This window comes from Neorhizobium huautlense (genome assembly GCF_030811685.1).
Classification (GTDB): Bacteria; Pseudomonadota; Alphaproteobacteria; order Rhizobiales; family Rhizobiaceae; genus Neorhizobium; species Neorhizobium huautlense_A.
In genome coordinates, this window is the sequence record NZ_JAUSRF010000011.1 from 139,385 (window position 1) to 156,874 (window position 17,490).

Annotated in this window: 17 protein-coding genes and 3 pseudogenes; 11 read left to right on the forward strand and 9 right to left on the reverse strand. The window is 56.4% G+C overall.

All coding sequences use genetic code 11. From position 1 onward, the window contains the following. Window positions 1-164: 164 nt before the first annotated feature. Window positions 165-1,286 carry an alpha/beta hydrolase gene (locus J2T09_RS17180; protein ID WP_306836991.1) on the forward strand — a complete coding sequence of 374 codons (1,122 nt, stop codon included), beginning with the start codon at window positions 165-167 and terminating at the stop codon, window positions 1,284-1,286. Between the two features lie 487 nt (window positions 1,287-1,773). On the opposite strand, the pseudogene malQ reads toward J2T09_RS17180, so the two are convergent. Both malQ and amyA read right to left on the reverse strand, forming a co-directional pair. After that, window positions 1,774-3,636 (reverse strand): annotated as a pseudogene (gene malQ / locus J2T09_RS17185) (4-alpha-glucanotransferase); the annotation flags it as partial. Window positions 3,637-3,747: 111 nt separating this feature from the next. Then, a complete protein-coding gene (amyA, locus tag J2T09_RS17190; protein WP_306836867.1) occupies window positions 3,748-5,232 on the reverse strand; it encodes an alpha-amylase in 1,485 nt (494 codons plus the stop codon). A 260-nt stretch (window positions 5,233-5,492) separates the two neighbouring features. On the opposite strand from amyA, the gene J2T09_RS17195 reads away from it, so the two are divergent. Then, window positions 5,493-6,395 (forward strand): SMP-30/gluconolactonase/LRE family protein, encoded by a 903-nt coding sequence (locus tag J2T09_RS17195; RefSeq protein ID WP_306836869.1) that lies wholly within the window; start codon window positions 5,493-5,495, stop codon window positions 6,393-6,395. On the opposite strand, the gene J2T09_RS17200 is transcribed toward J2T09_RS17195, so the two are convergent. Genes J2T09_RS17200 through J2T09_RS17210 form a run of 3 tightly spaced genes read right to left on the reverse strand, consistent with a single transcriptional unit; the run spans window position 6,344 to window position 10,115 of the window. Then, window positions 6,344-7,237: an SDR family oxidoreductase gene (locus J2T09_RS17200; protein ID WP_306836871.1), complete on the reverse strand. Its 894-nt coding sequence runs from the start codon at window positions 7,235-7,237 to the stop codon at window positions 6,344-6,346. The genes J2T09_RS17195 and J2T09_RS17200 overlap by 52 nt on opposite strands. Further along, entirely contained in the window at window positions 7,230-9,053 is a 1,824-nt protein-coding gene (locus J2T09_RS17205) for a glycoside hydrolase family 15 protein (RefSeq protein WP_306836873.1), read from the reverse strand. Before J2T09_RS17205 ends, J2T09_RS17200 begins: the two co-directional genes overlap by 8 nt. A 57-nt stretch (window positions 9,054-9,110) precedes the next feature. Next, window positions 9,111-10,115 (reverse strand): SDR family oxidoreductase, encoded by a 1,005-nt coding sequence (locus J2T09_RS17210; protein ID WP_306836875.1) that lies wholly within the window; start codon window positions 10,113-10,115, stop codon window positions 9,111-9,113. A gap of 195 nt (window positions 10,116-10,310) precedes the next feature. On the opposite strand from J2T09_RS17210, the pseudogene J2T09_RS17215 reads away from it, so the two are divergent. Continuing rightward, window positions 10,311-10,506, forward strand: a pseudogene (locus tag J2T09_RS17215) (hypothetical protein). 188 nt (window positions 10,507-10,694) lie between these two features. Here the strand turns inward: J2T09_RS17215 and J2T09_RS17220 are convergent. Then, window positions 10,695-10,887: pseudogene (locus J2T09_RS17220) on the reverse strand (CsbD family protein). Between the two features lie 228 nt (window positions 10,888-11,115). Between J2T09_RS17220 and J2T09_RS17225 the strand changes: the two are divergent. Then, a complete protein-coding gene (locus J2T09_RS17225; protein WP_306836877.1) occupies window positions 11,116-11,274 on the forward strand; it encodes an entericidin in 159 nt (52 codons plus the stop codon). Between the two features lie 327 nt (window positions 11,275-11,601). Continuing rightward, on the forward strand, window positions 11,602-11,748 hold the full coding sequence (locus J2T09_RS17230) for a hypothetical protein (protein ID WP_306836880.1): 147 nt from the start codon (window positions 11,602-11,604) through the stop codon (window positions 11,746-11,748). Window positions 11,749-11,789: 41 nt separating this feature from the next. On the opposite strand, the gene J2T09_RS17235 is transcribed toward J2T09_RS17230, so the two are convergent. Next, the gene (locus J2T09_RS17235) at window positions 11,790-12,065 is read right to left on the reverse strand and encodes a BON domain-containing protein (protein WP_306836882.1); all 276 of its coding nucleotides are present in this window, start codon (window positions 12,063-12,065) and stop codon (window positions 11,790-11,792) included. Between the two features lie 90 nt (window positions 12,066-12,155). After that, window positions 12,156-13,304: a GGDEF domain-containing protein gene (locus tag J2T09_RS17240; RefSeq protein ID WP_306836884.1), complete on the reverse strand. Its 1,149-nt coding sequence runs from the start codon at window positions 13,302-13,304 to the stop codon at window positions 12,156-12,158. Between the two features lie 114 nt (window positions 13,305-13,418). Here J2T09_RS17240 and J2T09_RS17245 point away from each other — a divergent pair, with 114 nt between their 5' ends. From J2T09_RS17245 to J2T09_RS17265, 5 genes are all read left to right on the forward strand, one after another. Beyond that, window positions 13,419-13,751, forward strand: a complete 333-nt coding sequence (locus J2T09_RS17245) for a DUF378 domain-containing protein (RefSeq protein ID WP_306836886.1) — start codon at window positions 13,419-13,421, stop codon at window positions 13,749-13,751. A 108-nt stretch (window positions 13,752-13,859) separates the two neighbouring features. Beyond that, window positions 13,860-14,051: a hypothetical protein gene (locus J2T09_RS17250; protein ID WP_306836888.1), complete on the forward strand. Its 192-nt coding sequence runs from the start codon at window positions 13,860-13,862 to the stop codon at window positions 14,049-14,051. A 254-nt stretch (window positions 14,052-14,305) separates the two neighbouring features. Beyond that, the gene (locus tag J2T09_RS17255; protein WP_306836890.1) at window positions 14,306-14,722 is read left to right on the forward strand and encodes a response regulator; all 417 of its coding nucleotides are present in this window, start codon (window positions 14,306-14,308) and stop codon (window positions 14,720-14,722) included. A 20-nt stretch (window positions 14,723-14,742) separates the two neighbouring features. Continuing rightward, window positions 14,743-15,153, forward strand: a complete 411-nt coding sequence (locus tag J2T09_RS17260; protein WP_306836893.1) for a response regulator — start codon at window positions 14,743-14,745, stop codon at window positions 15,151-15,153. A gap of 73 nt (window positions 15,154-15,226) precedes the next feature. Further along, a complete protein-coding gene (locus tag J2T09_RS17265; protein WP_306836895.1) occupies window positions 15,227-15,433 on the forward strand; it encodes a hypothetical protein in 207 nt (68 codons plus the stop codon). A 16-nt stretch (window positions 15,434-15,449) separates the two neighbouring features. Here the strand turns inward: J2T09_RS17265 and J2T09_RS17270 are convergent, their stop codons facing one another. Beyond that, the gene (locus J2T09_RS17270; RefSeq protein ID WP_306836993.1) at window positions 15,450-16,670 is read right to left on the reverse strand and encodes a diguanylate cyclase; all 1,221 of its coding nucleotides are present in this window, start codon (window positions 16,668-16,670) and stop codon (window positions 15,450-15,452) included. Between the two features lie 235 nt (window positions 16,671-16,905). On the opposite strand from J2T09_RS17270, the gene J2T09_RS17275 reads away from it, so the two are divergent. Continuing rightward, window positions 16,906-17,478 carry a PAS domain-containing protein gene (locus tag J2T09_RS17275; protein ID WP_306836898.1) on the forward strand — a complete coding sequence of 191 codons (573 nt, stop codon included), beginning with the start codon at window positions 16,906-16,908 and terminating at the stop codon, window positions 17,476-17,478. Window positions 17,479-17,490: the final 12 nt, after the last annotated feature.

Sequence of the window (17,490 nt, forward strand, 5' to 3'; positions counted from 1 at the left end):
AGCATGACGATGGTTGCTCGACTTCGTTTGTTCAGAGATTTTGGCAGGCGGTCTGACATGGCCGCTCACCGACGCAAGGGTGCCTATTGATCGTCAATTGAGTTTGCATGTGCTCCATGGCAAGAAGGCCGCCTTGGTTCTTGATGGAATATCCCTTGATCGATATGCGTGAAGTCTCTCTGTTTCGGCGTTGTCTCAGCCTCGTTATGCTGACCGCCCTGTGTGCGGAACTCGGTGCTTGCGCTGGACGACCCGACGCGGCAGTGCTCGACCCCGTGCCGTTGAGCGGATCGAGCGACCGTCAGCTTACTGTCTTGACTGCCACAAACCGTTCGCCTGATGCGCGCGGCTATTCTTCGAAACGCAATGCTACGCTGTCATTTGAAGAATTCACGGTTGCGATACCGCCTTCGCACCGTCCATCCAACATCGAATGGCCGGTCGGGAAACCCGATGCTGACAAAGACATGGTCGTTGTAAAAAGACATGCTCTCGACGAGAAGCAGTTTGTCGCCATGGCGCAAGCCCCTAATAGAGAAGAAGCAGTCGGCATTTTTGTGCACGGATATAATTATACATTTCAGGAGGCGCTATATCGGCTTGCTCAAGTCGCCGCTGACTCAAAAACGGACGGCACGCCGATATTGTTTTCCTGGCCGTCCCAGGGTGCTCTCGCAGGTTATCTTGCCGATCGTGACGCCGCGTTGGCTTCTAGGGATCGTCTCGTCTGGTTGGTGAGAACCGCAGCTGCCAAAACCGACGTCAAGCGCGTGATTTTGTTTGGTCACAGCGTCGGCGGCTTTTTGATCATGGAAACGTTGCGTCAGTTGAAGCTCGAAGGCAAAGACGATGTGCTTGGCAAAATAGTCGTGGTCCTTGCGGCACCCGACATTGACGACGATCTTTTCAAATCCCAGCTTGAAGTCGTTGGCCGTATGCGTACTCCGATAACATTATTCGTGTCGAAGGATGACAAGGCACTCGCTGTCTCCAGCTTCCTGAGTGGGGAGAGGCCGCGCGCCGGCTCGCTTAACGTGGACAGTCCCTCTGTTCGCGACGCTGCCTTGCGATATGGCCTTCGAATTGTTGACATCTCGTCTGTTAAGGCCGCTGACGGCGTCGGTCATGATCGATATGCAAATCTCGCACAACTAGGGCCACAACTCGCGAAGCTGAATGGAGGGGCAGCTTCGGCACCAGAGGCCGGTTCGTTTGTTTTCGACGTGGCTGCTTCAGTTGTATCGAGCCCATTCAGATTGGCAGGAGCCGTAGTCGGACAGCGGTGAGAGGCGTGTGTCTCGAACTGTTGCGAGATCGATACGCCCATCAGTTGTCTCAGCTCTCCTCGCGACCTGTCGAGCACGTGGGAAGACGTGGCGCGAATCTGCTCTATTTTCCCAGCTTGCTCTCGAGCCACGTAATCGCCTTAAGGGTCGGACGCTGTAGCCATCTGCTGTCCTGCGCAAGAATGATCAGACCGAGCGGGACCATCCAGAAGCCAAGGATCGGCAAAAAACCGACGAAGCCGCAAATGACCAACATGATGCCGGCAATCAGGCGGAGCCATTGCAGCTCCGGTCTTCTCATCCACCTAATAAAGCGTCCGAGGGGTCTTGGTATCTTGTCGGCATATTTCTCGACAATCGCATCGAGCTGCTGGGCATCTGTCTTGCCGGTTTCTTCACTATCATTCTTTGACGCGTCGAATGTTTCCGGGGCATGTCGATCGCCCGGCTTGTCACCATTCGGTTGGTGGTCGGATCCGCTTGCCCGCCGACCTTTGTTTACGGCGTCCGCTATCGCAATGAGGAGAGGCAGCTTCGAAAGTTCTTCAACCGTTACCGAAAGTTTCGGTTGCCAGTTCGGGTAGCTGTCGCTCGTACCGGGCACGTTGGTCGGTTGCTTTTCATCTGTCAGATCCGCCAAACGGACAGCGACCAGCATGCTCGGCGTCCCGGCCACAAAACGATGTGCCCGGATAGTCATGTCGTGGAGCATGGGTGCTGCAGGGGTTCCGGTCGGACCGCCAGCCCCTGGATTATCGATCGCCCGGAGCAGTTGCTGCCGTTCCTTCTCGCGGGCCGCCTCGTGCTGTCGCGTCAGGTCCGGCGAGACGATGCCGTGCTCGGCCCGAAGGGCGATATCCGCACCTCGCCACCATCCAGCCAAGGTCTGATGATCATGCGTCGATATACAAGCCAGCGCGAGGGCAGGATAATCGGCTGCAGCTCTGAAACCGTCGTCATCACGCTCATAGGAGAAAATACGATAGGAGAGAATCCTTGCTGCCGTCAGATCGTCTTGAAGTCCATCGGGAAGCAATCCGAGATCCTCGCCAATGACAAGGCAGCGGTGTCGCGCGGACGATTCTGCCAGAATCCTGATTAAGTCTTCCTGGGGATAGCTGACATAGGCGCCATCGGATGGCGTACCGTCGATCGGGACAAGGAACAGCCGACGCAGGGCGGCCGCGTGGTCGATCCGGATTGCCCCGGCGTACTGCATGGCGGTTGTTACCATCCGCTCGAACGGTGGGTTTCCACCGGACGCGATCCGCGAAGGCTGAAATCCTGCGAGGTGCCAGTCTTGCCCATCCGGCGCGAACGGATCGGGCGGGCTGCCAATGGTTGCGTCCGTGAGGTAAATCGCACGTTCGCTCCATGTCGCCGAACCGTCGATCGCCTCTCCGACAGCAAGGTCGAGGTAAAGGCCGATCCGCAATCCTGATGCCCTGGCGTAGCTGGCGGCTTCCTGAAGCTGTCGATGGGTGACCCACTGGAGCCAGAGATGAAATCGAACGTCTTCATCCCGCTCCGTAGCAAACGAAAGAACAGCTGCTGAGCTGGGATCCCTAAATTCCTCCGGCCATGCGTGCCAACCGGCCGAGAATCCTCTTTCCACCATATGTGCCGACAACGCTTCGAAAATGGCGTGACGTCGAAGTGGCTCGCTGCCTGCAAGGACGAAGGTTTGAAATTCGGAAAGATCGTCTACGTTACCTTGAAACCCCGAGCGGCCCCATATCGAACGCAGGGCTGCAAGCTTGGCGGCTGCGACGCCGCGATAGGCGACCAGATCGGTATCACGCAGAGCAGCAACCATCTGCTGCTGATTGTTATCTGGCGCGAAGCCCGGCACTCTCTCGACCGCGATGTAAAGCGGGTTGAGGAACAGCCGACTGGACGGCTCATAGGGACTGCAACGGCCAGCATCGGCAAGGAATGGAGCGTGGAGCGGATTTAACCCGATAAAATCGCCTCCAAGCGATGCTACCAGATCAATCATGACCCTGAGATCTTCGAAATCGCCGATCCCCCAGTTTCGCTCCGAACGCAGCTCGTACAGCTGGAGACTGACGCCCCACACCCGCTCTGTTGACAGGAATTCCGGGACAAAGCACGCAGTCGGGGTCCATAAGGGTGGCGTATCCGGTTCGGGTCTTGGTTCCACACTGCCGGAAATGTCCACATTCAAGGCACTCAGGAGTTTGGTCTTAGTCTCGTGCGAGACCTCAACGGTCGTCCCGTCCGCCGCTGGACGCTTCGGGTCAATACCATACATGTCGGCCAGTCGATCGACACCATTCTCATCGCGACCGGTCGAGGACGGTTCATGTGTGCTGTTTGTCCGCGTCATGGCGATTGTCCAATGAGTTCGGCACCCTAACGGTCGTGCGGGACTTTCGTTTCCGGGCAGCGGTTTCGGCGGACTATGCCCGCACGCTGCCCGTCAAGTGGCATCGGCGTTTCAAAGGGCGCCGTTCTGGACCCAGACACTGACACTGCCGCCGTTTGTCAGGAACGTCGCCTTGCCGTCGTCACTGACCACGATCTCGGCCTGGTGGTGGCCAAGCACATCGACGTAAGTTTTGCCGGCGTGATCCGTTCCGAGCTCTGCGAGCTTCTCCCCGCCTTCGCCATTCGACATGACGACGACGCAGCCGGGCGCGTCTCCGGTTCCATGACGGATGAAGCCGATGCAATGTGGGTCATCGAACAGGTCCGTTTGCGGGCCGTTGGCGAACCGCTTTCTGGCGTCGATGAGTGCCGGCAGGCATCCGATAGCCGGCATCTCGACGGCGCGATGTTCGCCGTCCTTATCGTCCGTGTAGCTTGCGCCGTAAAGGTCCGGATAGAAGACACACGGCACGCCCTGTTCGCGTAACAGGATCAGCGCGTAAGCCAGCGGCTTGAACCAGGGATCGACGGCCGCCTCGAGTGATTGAAGCGGCTGGGTGTCGTGATTGTCGACGATGGTCACCGCATGAAAGGGGTGCACGGAGACGAGCGATCCGTCGAAGATCGTCCGCATATCGAAATCGCCGCCCGCCTTCGATGCCTCATGGAAACGGTGGTGCAGCGCCACGTCGAACACGGTCAACTGGTGGTCGACGAGATCGAGGTATCTTTTGAGCGTTCCCATGTCCGGGTGCCAGTATTCGGCAACAACGAACAAGTCCTCTTTGACAGTCTGGCGCATATGGCCGACCCAGTCGCGGAAGAACCAGGCCGGGATGTGCTTTGCCGCGTCAAGGCGGAAGCCGTCGACGCGCACCTGCTCGGACAGCCAGCGGCCCCAATATTTCAATTCTTCGTAGACAGCCTTGTTGCGAAACTCGACATCGGCGCCCATTAGATAGTCGAAATTGCCGAGCTCGTCATCGACCTCGTCGTTCCATTCGCCTTCGCCATATTCGTTGACCAACCGGAAGACGCCGGCCTCATCCGGGTTTTCGATGACGTCGACACCGCTAAAACACTTCTGGTCCCAGACAAATTTGGAATGCGCGCCAGCGCGGCCCGGAAAGGTGAAGCGGGTATAAGCCAGCGCCTCGAACGCTTCGTCCTCGATCTGGGTGCGATCGGCCGGATTAACCCTGCGAACGTGGACGCTTTCCTTATCGTCGGCGCCCATCTTATGATTGAACACGACGTCGTGGATCACGCCGATACTGTTCTCGTTCAGTAACCGGCAGGCATACTCAAGGGTAGCTTTATCGCCATACTTGGTCGCGACAGTGCCCTTCTGCTCGAATTCGCCGAGATCAAAGAGATCGTAAGTGTCGTAGCCGACCGAAAACCCGCCAGCAGAACCTTTGTAAGCCGGGGGCATCCAGACATCCGTGATGCCGATGCCCGCCAAGGCTTCCGCCTTCTCCGCTACTTCCTTCCAGAGCCCGCCTCCATCTTGCGTATACCAATGGAAGAACTGCAGGAGCGTGCGTTGTGTCATGGCGAACCTCGTTGATGTGGCGGCGATTAACGGACTGAAAGGTGATTGGTTTCGTGGCGCCATCCACTAGATGTTTTTATTTGCTGCGCGTTCGTTCCTTTCCTCATGTCGTGCGTTTGACAGCTGATGTCTTTCAGCTGGAGATTAGAATCAGTCTGCCTCCTTAGGACATCAGCCAAACCCAGCTCACTTTGAACCAAGTTAGGAACGCCCGGTGCATCGCTCTGGCCGTCTGCTCCCGTAGATGAGGAAAGTCCACAATGAACGCGCATATTATCAACCTACTTGCGGAGCCAACGGATCTTGCGCTTCCGCTCAGTCAGCTCGGCGAGGGAGCGTATTTCGATCTGGCGAGCCACCGTCTCTTCTGGGTCGATATCGAGGGTAAAACGATCCAGGTTCTCAATTTAGTTTCAAAAGCGCATTCAGGCTGGACGCTGACGAAGAAAGTCACATTCGCCGTGCCGAATGACGGCAGGATGCTGGTCTGCCTCGAAGACGGTGTTTACGACTATGACCCCCAGACGGGGGAGGAGACAGCGATTGCAACGCTCAGCTTGCCCCGCGATCACCGCCTAAACGATGGCAAGGTTTCGCCAGAGGGCCGACTGTGGGTTGGCACGATCGATACGTCCGACCACCCGTCAGAGACTGCCGGGCTGTATAAACTCGACGACAACAACCTGGAACTGGTCGAGAGGGGCTACGAGAACGCAAACGGTAAGGCCTGGAGCGCTGACGGGACAATCATGTACCATGCCGACACTGCGCGCTCGACGATTTGGCAATATGACTACGAGCCTCAATCGGGGAAACTGTCAGGTAAGCGCGAGTTCGTAGTAGTCGATAATCGCAACCCTGACGGTCTCTGCGCTGACGACCATGGGCGTGTGTATGCCGCTATCTACGGAGGCGCACGCATTGACGTGTTCGAGCCGGATGGTAGGCGGATCGCTGTGGTTGCTGTACCGGTACCGAACCCTACAAGCTGCACATTTGCGACAGGCGAGCCGAACATGCTCTACATCACCACTGCATATGACGGGATGGACGATGATGAACGCGCAATATATCCGCTAGCCGGCGCAATGTTCAGTGCGGACCTTTCACCTTACGCGATACCGTCGCCGCCGGTGGCACCGAACACTTCGCCGGTCAGATAGCTGCCTTCCTGACTGGCAAGGAGAACATAAAGCGGAGCGATCTCTACCGGCTGGCCCGGTCGCCCAAACAGGGTCTGCTCGCCGAACTTGGTAACCTTTTCCTGCGGTTGGCCGCCAGACGACTGCAGCGCAGTCCAGAACGGACCCGGCGCAACGACGTTGGCGCGAACGCCTTTTTCCATCAGTTGTGCGGCTAGCGCCTTTGTATAGGCAACGATGCCGGCTTTCGTTGTCGCGTAGTCGAGCAAGATCGCCGAAGGATCATACGCCTGAATGGATGCAGTCGTGATGATTGCGGCGCCAGCAGGAAGGTGTTCGACCGCCTCCTGAGAAATCCAGTGCATCGCGTAGAGGTTGGTCTTCAGCGTCTTATCAAAATCCTCGGAGGTAACCTTCGAGATGTCGTCGCGATGTTGCTGACGGCCAGCATTGATGACCAGGATATCGAGACCGCCGAGAGCATCGACCGCCTTGCGAACGAGTTCGCGGCTCCATGTCTCATCCGTGATATCGCCAGGGAGGGCAACCGCTTTTCGGCCTTCCGCTTCGATCAGAGCGATGACTTCTTTAGCATCGCTCCCCTCGCTACCCAGATAGGAAATGGCGACGTCGGCGCCTTCACGAGCGTACGCGATAGCCGCCGCCCGGCCGATGCCGCTGTCGCCACCCGTAATGAGCGCCTTGCGACCGGTCAGTTTGCTGGCACCCTTGTAGCTCGTCTCACCATGGTCTGGTTTCGGATCCATGTCCGCGGCAAGACCCGGTACTGGCTGCGGCTGTTCAGGGAATGGCGGCTTTGGATACTGGTGGCGCGGGTCTTGCATCGTCAGTCGATCAGTCATTTTTTTCTCCTTGGTGATCTTTTTGTGGTCGGTTCTCCAGGTCCGGCGCATATTCCTTGTGCAGGACCGAAAGCGTCATCAGATGAGCAAGATGGGTCAGACCTTGAGGAAGGTTGCCCAAAAAGCTGCCGGTATTCGGATCAATCATTTCCGAAAAAATTCCCACGCCAGAGTTCAGCGCGTCGCTTAGCGCGTCGAACCTTTGCAACGCCTCTTGTCGGTTTCCGAGAATGGCATGTGCCTCGATCATCCAGAACGAACAGGCGAGGAAACATCCTTCTTCCGTCTCGGCCCCACTGTATCGGTAATGGAACTGACCCTTGCCAAGTTCCCGGTCGATCGCGTCTATCGTCGCTTTCAGCCGCTCGAAGCCGTCGAACCCGAAGCGCACGGCCAAGGCCATGGAGGCATCCAGCTTCTGGGAGCCAGGGTACATGACGAAAGCTTGTTTTTCTTCTGACCAGCAGTTCGTCCCGATCCAGTCCTTGATCCGGTTCCGCTCGCGTTCCCAACGCTCGCGGCAGGTTGTCGGAAGTTGCCCTTGGTCGGCAAGCTCGACTGCACGGGCCAGCGCCTGCCAGCAGCTAACCTTGGACATGGTGTAATGTTGATCTTCCTCAAGCTCCCATATACCGGCGTCACGCATGCGCCACCTGTCAGCGCACTCATCCGCGAGGTGCGCCAAAAGCTCTGCACTCGAGGCATCCAGAATGTTGCCGCTACCGACAAATCGAGATGCCGTTTCGAAGATATCGCCGTAGATGCCATGTTGGTGCTGGCTGGTCGCCAAATTGCCGACGGCAACGGGGGACGACTGGCGGTAGCCTGGCGCTTCGATCTCTTTTACATCGTCGACCAGGTCGCCTTCGAGTGTGTAACAGACCTTTGGGCCGTGTCGCTTCAGCTGGGATAAAAGCCAAGAGAACGCGGCCTTGGCTTCTGCTTCGGCGCCCGCTGCCAGGAAGGCTTTGATCGTGTAACCGGCGTCCCTGATCCAGGCATATCGATAGTCGTAATTCTTCTCTCCACCGATGCGTTCGGGAAGCGATGTGGTCGCAGCGGCTGCAATCGCACCCGACGGCGAATAAAGAAGCAGCTTGAGTGCAAGCGCGCTGCGCACGAAAGACGTCCTATCGGGGCCATCATAATCGATGCTCTTGGCCCATGTCCGCCACTCGTCATCGGATATATCGATACGGTGGTCTACGTCCTCGATCTTCGGAACGACAAGAGGCTCGTCTCGGCCAGCGACAATCGCGAAAGTCTTGCGTTCACCGGTAGATACAGCGAAGCGACCGCTAACGCCTTCGTCTTCCCATTGGCATTCGACACCGTCGCTGTGCAACAAGAGGCCAAGCACGGTCTCGACGTGGAAAACGACATGTTTCCCGATCGTCGAATGGTAGGGGTTTGCCGTGTTGCCGCGGCGCCCGAGCTTCATCTCGACTTTAAATTGGACCGAGCCGCTGCGCCCCTCAACCCGACGCGCAAGCTCGGCCCAAGGCAACCGGCCAGCTGTCCCACTATTCATAGATTCCGTCAGCACCGCAACACCACTGGACGTGCGGAAAGTCGTCTCAAGCACGTTGCTGTGTGTGCGATACGCTCGCGTTACCGTGTAAGGTTCATCCGGCTCGATCAGGAAATATCCGCCATCCTTGGCATCCAGCAATCGATCGAACAGAGGTGGCGAGTCCATGTTTGGAGCGCACCACCAGTCGATCGATCCATCTTTTCCCGACAGCGCGACAGACCGTCCCTCCCCAACAGCAGCATAGTCCTCAAGAGGCAGATAGCCGTTCGAGCGAGCATCCATGCTGGACCCCATTTCGGAGTTTGCGCCTGAGCTTGGAATTAGTCTCGACGAGACCCGTCATCGCGGAAGTCTCCGGACCAGTGCCGTCACGATTGGTCTCGCCAACAGTCCGGCAAGCAGTAAACTTCCTGCAAGCGCGGTCTTGACGACGCGGACATCTCGGCTGGTGATGTACTCTCTTGCAAAGCCTGTAACCCTATCACTGCTGGGACCGTCGATCAGTGCAGGTCCGTCACTCGGCTTATCGACGTCTCCAGGTCGATATTGCATAGGCTCGCCTTGTTGAGCTCTCAACATTTCTGCCGCCTTGCGATCCGCGAAACTCGGGGCTACAGCCTGGCCGATCGCCATCATCATGGTTGAGCGGCCGACCCAAACTTCGCGCTGAGGATCTTTCACAGTCGAATAAACGGCGTCGGCGCACAGGCGCGGATCATACAGGGGGTCAGGGATGAGTTGTTCGTGACCCGATCTGTTGCGAGACCATCCAGGTTGGGGCGTGTTGACGCGAGGGAGGTATACAACCGAAAGATTGATCCTAGACCCCTCAGCGATAAGCTCTGCACGCAACGAGTCGGTGAACCCGCCTACTGCAGCCTTCGCGCCGCAGTAGGCAGCTTGTAAAGGTGCAGCGCGGATCGCGAGACCGGAAGAAACCTGGACGATCGTACCGCGACCGCGTTCCCTCATATGGTTGAATGCGGCAAGCGTACCATATACCTGCGAGAGGTAGGTTGTGGCAGTAATCCGCGCGTATTCCTCGGGCTTTATCTCTGCCGCAGGTGCCACGATCGTCGACATCGCGTTGTTTACCCAAACGTCGATCCGACCGAATAACGCGGCGACCTGACGAGCATCGATGGCCTCGTTGTCGGAGGCATCTGCGGAAATCGCAAGAACATCAGCGCCTGACGGTTCGAGTGACTTACGCGCTTGTTCAAGGCGGTCTGGATCACGCGCGATGATGGCGACATTCCAGCCGGCATTTGCGAAACGCTGGGCAATCGCAAGTCCGATGCCCGAGCTTGCTCCAGTAACAACCATGGTGTTTGGCAAATCCATGCTCCGCAGTGCCGCAAGCCTGTGAAAGGCAAGCGGACGATGAACCGGTGCGGTTCAACGTGAAGCCGCAGCGCACAACGGCACTCGGATCAAAAGGTTCAGAATGGGATAAATACTTATGTTTTACCCGGTGAGATCTTTCGCTCGTTGATCGTTCTACTCTCGCCAAATGTTTGTAGCGTAGGAGAGAACGCAATGGACCACGATAAAGCAGCCTGCAACGAATGCGCATTTTTCGAAGACCATGGCCGAGCGTCAGCACACCGATGACGGCGGTCTCTGTCGTTTCAATCCGCCGGTAACGCAGCCCGACGCCAATGAGCGCGGCTTATGGCCGGTGGTCGCCACCAATGACTGGTGCGGGCATTTCGCGCCTGAGCACCGGGCATGAAGAGAAAGGGCGGCCGCAAAGCCGCCCGTTTCTTTAGCGTGTCAGGACGAAGATGAACACAAAGCCGGTGAGGCCGATTATGGAACACAACTCAGAAACAGATATCCCCGCAACTTAGTCATCAGTACACCTACCAAAAAAAGGCCCGCCTAAGACGGGCCCGGTTTGTGCTCGCGCACGGGGATTACCTAGGTTATGTCGATGACCTTTTTCACGGCATCCTTGGCCTCGCCCTTGCCTGCTGGGCATCGCCCTTAGCTTCCTGAGCGGCACCTTTGGCCAGTATGCTGCGATTGTCGGTCAACACGTCCCCACGGCCTGTTTTGCCTTGCCGGTGAACTCGTTGGCCTTGCCGAACAGTCTATCAGAGGTGGAACCCATTATCGGATCTCCTGATATCGAGCGGTGACGCACGGTTCGTCCAAATCGCCATCCGGTCATTGCCGGGGAGGTCCATCAGTGGCCGTTTCACGATCCGCTCGATGTCCAAACCCATCGAACCTTCATTCGTTCTGTTCTCTGACAATCTGTCGAAACGATTATCGGGCGACCCCTGCCATTTGCGGCCCGGCGCCCTAATCTACATCACGCAACAACAGGGAAGAGAATATGACGCGAACCTTTGCAATCATTGCAGCACTTACAGTGGCAGCGGCCGGCCTCGCATCGTGTGGCAACACCATTCGTGGTGTGGGGAAAGATGCTGCGAACACTGTCGACGCTACTCAAAATGCCGGTAAGCGCGTCGATCGCGCCGCCCGATATTAACTAAAATGAAGGGCTGGTCACGACCAGCCCTATCCGGCCGTACTCGTGACTAGGTTTGCGAGCGTCAGCGTCAAAACCGAATTTGCATAGAAACCGGCGGAAACAATGATCGCGAAAGCCGCGATCGCCGGACCTAGGTCGGTTACGACAACAGACCCTAGACGTTTCGATCCTGCATACGCAGTGTTGATTGCCGCTCTCATCTGCGCCCTACTCAATTATGACTGGAAATTCGCCTCAGTAAGTCCCTGACAGCTGATCAGTTCCCAATGTTGGGAACTTTTTTTGCGGAAAAGAATTGGAAGGCAACTTTTCAGGAGGGCGAAGATGACCATTAGCGCAGAGGAATTTGTCAAACCGGAGCGGGTTTCGATGGAGGCTATGATGGCGGCGACCACCCTTACAGTGGAAGCTGCAGACAGAGCCGTCAAGAATGAGCGGCTGCGTGCATTGCGTCTTGCCCAGCCGGCATGAAAAAAGCGCCACAAGGGCGCTTTTAATCGGTCAACGTTAAGCTATGCGGCAAGCCGCGGATCGTGACTGACCCGGAAAATCACCCTGTCGGCGCCGGCGATATCGGTTGCGACATTGAGGGCGCGATAGAGGTCGATCTGATTATCGACACTGCCGGTCAGAACGACACATCCGCCATCGATTTCAACGGCGATGTCGTTGCCAGAGAAATTCGGGAGGTGGCGCAACTCCGCCTCGATTGCCGCCCGGCGGGCTGAAAGGTTGCTGCCGAGGCCAAAGCTGAAGGCATTGCTGTCGTGAAAGCTGCTCAAAAACATCGCGGGTGGCTCCATTCCCAAACATGAACGTCAGATGAATAAACTGTTGTCTGACGTTCATGTTCCAATTAAGGCGCTGTTTTCTGGAAATTATTTTGGGTCGCTCATTTTAGCGTGAGCTTTTGGAAATGATATAATCTCAGCTTCGGTAAAGGCGCTCTCTGTCTTAGTAACGTCGTTCCACGAGATCACGCGGTTGCGCCCCTGATTTTTAGCGAGGTAGAGCGCAGCATCCGCTGCTGAGAGAAGATCTCTTCCGTCTGCCGTGGCAAAGCTGGAGACAACGCCTGCGCTGATTGTGACGGCCGGCAGATTTGCCGTCGGGTGCAGGTGCAGTGCTGCGATCGAGCCACGAACATTTTCCGCCAAGCTGACAGCGTCGGCAATGCCGACGTCGTACGCAATGATGCCGAACTCCTCACCGCCAAGGCGGTAGGGCATACTTCGGAACCGGCAGGCAGATGTCATCGCCTTGGCGGCTGCCATGATGACTTCGTCGCCTGTCACATGTCCGTAGGTATCGTTCACACGCTTGAAGTGATCGATATCCAGAATGATTAAAGAGAAAGGTTCGTTGCGCTCAAGGGCGCGAGTGTAGTCGCTCTCGAATGCGCGCTTATTCGACAGTAAACTCAACGCGTCTGTGGAGGCGTTCTCCTTCCAGCGCTGCTCTGTTCTGATGTGTCGCATCTCGCGTTCAATCAGTCGGCCGAGTATGATTGCCGAGAGGAGGCTAACGGCAAGTGCCGCTGGGTAGGTCTTAAGAAATATCGACAATCCGTGCCCCGAAGACACCTTCAGAAGCAGGAGCGACACAAGAGATATGCTGAAGCCAAGCATTAGGAGGCTGACGTAGCTCTTGCCCATGCGCTTGTAGATGAAGTGCCGCCAGGCCAAGCCTATGGCCGCTGCAGCCAAGGTGGATTCCATAATTTTGGTGAATGGTACTGCGCCCGCGAACTCATGAACGATTGACGTCATGCCAGTCGCCGCAACGAAAGAAATTGGGCCGCCGAACGCCGCTGAGAAAGCGAGGAAAACGGATCGGCCATTCACGGATGTGCCGTCCGAAAACACAACCGGAAACATCATGCAGATGCAGGCGGCCGCACCGAACGCGAAGCCGATCGCGGTCTTGCGGACCATAGCGGGCATGCCGCTTCTTTCTATAGCGCCGAAGATCGCAGCCAAGAGCGCCATCAGTCCAACAATACGAGAGGCAAGATCGAGAAGTTCCACACGAGGTCTCCGGCAGTCCATGTGCTGCAAGTAGTGCCGGCAACCACCGACGTATGATGCGGCTATACGCAAATTGCGACTGGCGAGTTTCCAGGATTCTCACAACTTCGCTTCATGGTGAACAAGGTATCACTAAAACGTCAAAGCTTTGTAACGGCTGGAAAAATTAATCCGCCACGCCATTGTGGCCCGGGCGATATCAAAGAATTGAAAATGCGCGCACTTAACCTCCTTACCCTGCTTCTAATCATTGTCGGCGGCATCAACTGGCTGCTCGTTGGCATTACTGACTTCGACCTCGTCTCTGCTCTCTTTGGCGGTCAGCAGGCCCTGCTGTCGAAAATCGTCTACGTCCTGGTTGGCCTGTCGGCCCTTTACCAGCTCGTACCGTTCTCCAAGGCCCTTTCTATCGGTGAGCCGATGGCTGAAGGCCGTGTCGTTCGCTAACGGCGCAACCGCTTCGCTTCCGCCTGGTCGTGGATGACAAGCAGAGGTTGGCAGAAAGGGTTGAGGCAATGTCTCGGCTCTTTTCGATTCAAAGTTGAGGAATAAACGATGACACAGAAAACGCTTGTGGAGGTTTCCGTGCCTCAAGCAGACGGCACCACACTCCCATATGGCATCATGAATGCCGACCAGGCGGCAGGGCTGTGCGACGAGACGTTCCAGAAGGATGTGGCCCACGAGCCTGAGGCGTTGGGCGTGTCTATCATCTCACAGGAACTGACAGCACAGTTTATAGGTTAGGACAGGTAAACTCTGGAGGCCGCACCATGCAAGTCAATGCAAATTCCCGCGTAAAGACACTGATGGTCTCCATCCTAGTGCTGGTAGCAACACTAGCCTTTGCTGCGCTTTATCTGTCAAATCGACCCGAGACAGCAGTCTCTGGGCCGTCCGCCCCTCACGAAGCCGATACGAACACGAGGCGATGACGTTCGGCGTAATGGATATCTTGCCGTGTCGCGGGAACGATTGGGGATCTCGCAGCTTCTAGCGACATGAAAAATCTGAAGCCGTGTCAAAAAGTCCTCATCGTTGAAGATCAGTACCTCATCGCCATGATGATCGAGGACGCCGTGATCGCAGCTGGCTTCGATGTTTGCGGTATGGCTGCCTGCCGGCAGGACGCGATCGATTTGCTCGATGAGACCGACATTGCCTTGGTCGACGTGAACCTGCATGACGGCAAGACCGGGCCTTCGATCGGCGCCGAACTGGCGGCCGCCGGAAAGACAGTGATTTTCATGACTGGCAACCCGGAAGAGGTCGCTTCCGGCGTCTCCGGCGCTCTCGGCGTAACCTCCAAGCCGGTCCTCGACGCCGAACTTGCTGAACTTGTTTCTTACGCCGCAGCGCGTTGTGCTGTTAGCGATGACACTTACCTACCTCCCCGTAATCTCCATCTGTTTGCATAACGTAAACCAAGGATGTCAGCATGACCGACGGCACTACGCCACACGCTCTTGTCGTCGATGACGATGCACTGATCCGTATGGATGCCGCCGACATTATCGAGGAGGCTGGTTTCCGGCCACTCGAGGCGTATGATGTCGATAGCGCCCTCGTCGTGCTCGAGAGGTCCGCGGACGATATCCAGCTGCTGTTCACGGACGTTCAAATGCCAGGGAGCCGAGATGGGTTCGCGCTTGCGCGTGAATGCGCTAAGCGCTGGCCGCACATCAAGATCCTCGTTGCATCGGGCCAGGCAAAGCCCGGTCGTGACGATCTGCCGGAGGATGCAGTCTTCATCGGTAAGCCATTCAGCGCCGAGGTTGTGCATACGCGGTTGATCGAGCTGTTACCTGACGGCCAAAAGCCTGAGCCTTTAAAACGCAAGGCTCGTTAACCTCATAAATAATATGGTTCTTGCCAATACCGGCAAGCGCGGTAAATGCGCCTCGCTTTTCCATGGGGTATGCATGCGCACCGATTATCGCTTTAAGGAAACCCGCTCATCTGGTGGAGGGCTCGGTTTCATCATCTTCCTGATGATCATCGGGCTGTTGGCCGCATTTGTAGCCATCCAGCCAAAGGCGGTTGCTGCGTCTCGAGTTTATGTTACGGAAACTGTACCCATGGCAAAAATCATCAGAAAGGATCGGGACTACCTCGCTGGTGGCAAGTAGGTACGCCATGCCTCAGTCACAGAGGATCCACTGATTTTTCCCGGCGGCTTTGGCCTCGTAGAGGTTTGTATCTGCTCGACGTTGTGCTTCGCTCAGGTCGCTCAGCACTCCATACGCCGCCGACCGATGCGCTAACTGACGCGCCCTGCGGGACAGAATTGATCGGAGCCTCCAGGCATCCAACGATACGGCCAGCAACGTCTTGCGCCTGATCGCGAGCTGCGGCGATGATAACGACAAATTCGTCGCCGCCTGTTCGACACACGAGATCTGTCTCACGCACTGTGGCCAGCAATCTTGCGGCAGTTTCTACGAGAACAGCATCTCCGGTAGCATGGCCCAGTGTATCGTTGATCTGCTTGAAGCCATCGAGATCAATCGTGAAAAGAGCATAACCTGAGTACGAGGACATACTCGGGTAGCGAGCCTGAAGACCTCTACGGTTTAGGAGGCCGGTCAAGGTGTCCGTCTGTGATGAGCGCTCGAGTTCGTCCAGCCGTCTGTGTTCCTCGGTAAAATCCATGGCAACGCCTACGATGCGCATTGGCTTTCCCTGATCGTCGCGCAGCAACCTTCGGTCACACCGGATCCAGCGTTCACCGTCGATTGTGTCGAGGCGGTACTGTGCGACGGATTTATAGATGTCGCCACGAAGCAAAGCTGAAAGGTCGGCCTGATCCTCATCGCCGACATGAACACGTTTAAGGTAGGCCTCGAGATTGAGCGGCATGGCGCCTTCACCGGCGATAAACTCGGCCAATCGCTTAGATGTCTGGAAGTTGGAAGCTCTGACGTCCATGTGCCAGAAGCCGCCGTTGATCGCATGCATGGCAAGCTCGAGCTGAGCAGCGCGTTCTTTGAGCTGGCGATCGGCTTCCTTCTCGTTCGAGATATCTTCTATCTGGGAAACGTACTGGTATCCACGGCCGTCGCCTTCCAGCATCGCTATCACAGTCGTGCGCGCATGGAGCGTTGTCTCGTTGAGTCTGATGTAGCGTTTCTCGACGGTGTAGCTTTCCCGCGCCCCGCTCAGGATTTCGTCACGCAGTTCAAAATCACGTTGGACGTCCTCGCCATGAGTGAGGTGTCGGATGGAGACACCATGTACCTGGTCCTCCGGAAGGCCGAACATCTCGGCAAACTTTCGATTGGCTCGCTCGACTATGCCGTCGCTGTTGACGATCGCAATGCCGATGGGCGCATGCGCAAAGCGTGCTCCAGCAGTCGGATGAGCGATTTGCCACTGACCGGCTGTTGCGAAGACAAGTTATCCATGTGTTTATATTAGCCGCAATCATATAGAAGTTTTTGCGGGTGAGATTGCAAACCACGCGACATGCCGAAAAGTTCAATCCGCGATCAGTAGCGCCGGCGGGAAGGTGCGAGTAGTTAATCAAAAGAAGGTGGCGGCCTTTAAATAAGGCTTAAAAGCCGCATATGGTGCGCTAACAAAACTTCTTATCGGAAATTAAATGCCAGAAATTGAAATCGAGCCAGCGCTGAAGGAATTCTTCGCAAATTCTTCTATCGCCCTGGCCTTGGCCAGCACAGAACGTGACAACCCCTTGGTTTTAGCCAGTCAGCAATTCTATACGCTCACTGGATACGACAGCAGTGATGTCATTGGTCGCAATTGCCGCTTTCTTCAACAACGGCCAGACGGAGAGTATGCGTCGAATGATGACGCGAAGCGCAAGCTGCACGCATTCATTCACGGTAATGATGCGAACGTTAGAGCGCCGATCGTCAACTTTCGCAAGGACGGGCGTCCGTTCGTCAACCTGCTGTTCATGTCAAAGTTGAAAGCTGCGAACGGCAAGGTTCGCTATATCATCGCCTCGCAATTCGATGTGAGCCGAACGCATCCGGATCTCCTGCAGGCTTATGACGAGGCACTCGGTGACGCGCTGGCGCGACTAAAGCCGCTTCTGGATGGCCACAACGTGATGGTTGAGGGCACGCTCGCGACGATTGCGAACTCGACGACGACGATTGCGCAGGCAAAACTGACATTGGCTGAATTGGAAACCAATTCGCCGTATTAAACAGACGGGCTT

Coding starts and splice junctions, on each gene's coding strand:
- J2T09_RS17180 (WP_306836991.1), top strand. CDS start 165: ATGCGTGAAGTCTCTCTGTTTCGGCGTTGTCTCAGCCTCGTTATGCTG.
- amyA (WP_306836867.1), bottom strand. CDS start 5,232: ATGACACAACGCACGCTCCTGCAGTTCTTCCATTGGTATACGCAAGAT.
- J2T09_RS17195 (WP_306836869.1), top strand. CDS start 5,493: ATGAACGCGCATATTATCAACCTACTTGCGGAGCCAACGGATCTTGCG.
- J2T09_RS17200 (WP_306836871.1), bottom strand. CDS start 7,237: ATGACTGATCGACTGACGATGCAAGACCCGCGCCACCAGTATCCAAAG.
- J2T09_RS17205 (WP_306836873.1), bottom strand. CDS start 9,053: ATGGATGCTCGCTCGAACGGCTATCTGCCTCTTGAGGACTATGCTGCT.
- J2T09_RS17210 (WP_306836875.1), bottom strand. CDS start 10,115: ATGGATTTGCCAAACACCATGGTTGTTACTGGAGCAAGCTCGGGCATC.
- J2T09_RS17225 (WP_306836877.1), top strand. CDS start 11,116: ATGACGCGAACCTTTGCAATCATTGCAGCACTTACAGTGGCAGCGGCC.
- J2T09_RS17230 (WP_306836880.1), top strand. CDS start 11,602: ATGACCATTAGCGCAGAGGAATTTGTCAAACCGGAGCGGGTTTCGATG.
- J2T09_RS17235 (WP_306836882.1), bottom strand. CDS start 12,065: ATGTTTTTGAGCAGCTTTCACGACAGCAATGCCTTCAGCTTTGGCCTC.
- J2T09_RS17245 (WP_306836886.1), top strand. CDS start 13,419: ATGGTGAACAAGGTATCACTAAAACGTCAAAGCTTTGTAACGGCTGGA.
- J2T09_RS17250 (WP_306836888.1), top strand. CDS start 13,860: ATGACACAGAAAACGCTTGTGGAGGTTTCCGTGCCTCAAGCAGACGGC.
- J2T09_RS17255 (WP_306836890.1), top strand. CDS start 14,306: ATGAAAAATCTGAAGCCGTGTCAAAAAGTCCTCATCGTTGAAGATCAG.
- J2T09_RS17260 (WP_306836893.1), top strand. CDS start 14,743: ATGACCGACGGCACTACGCCACACGCTCTTGTCGTCGATGACGATGCA.
- J2T09_RS17265 (WP_306836895.1), top strand. CDS start 15,227: ATGCGCACCGATTATCGCTTTAAGGAAACCCGCTCATCTGGTGGAGGG.
- J2T09_RS17275 (WP_306836898.1), top strand. CDS start 16,906: ATGCCAGAAATTGAAATCGAGCCAGCGCTGAAGGAATTCTTCGCAAAT.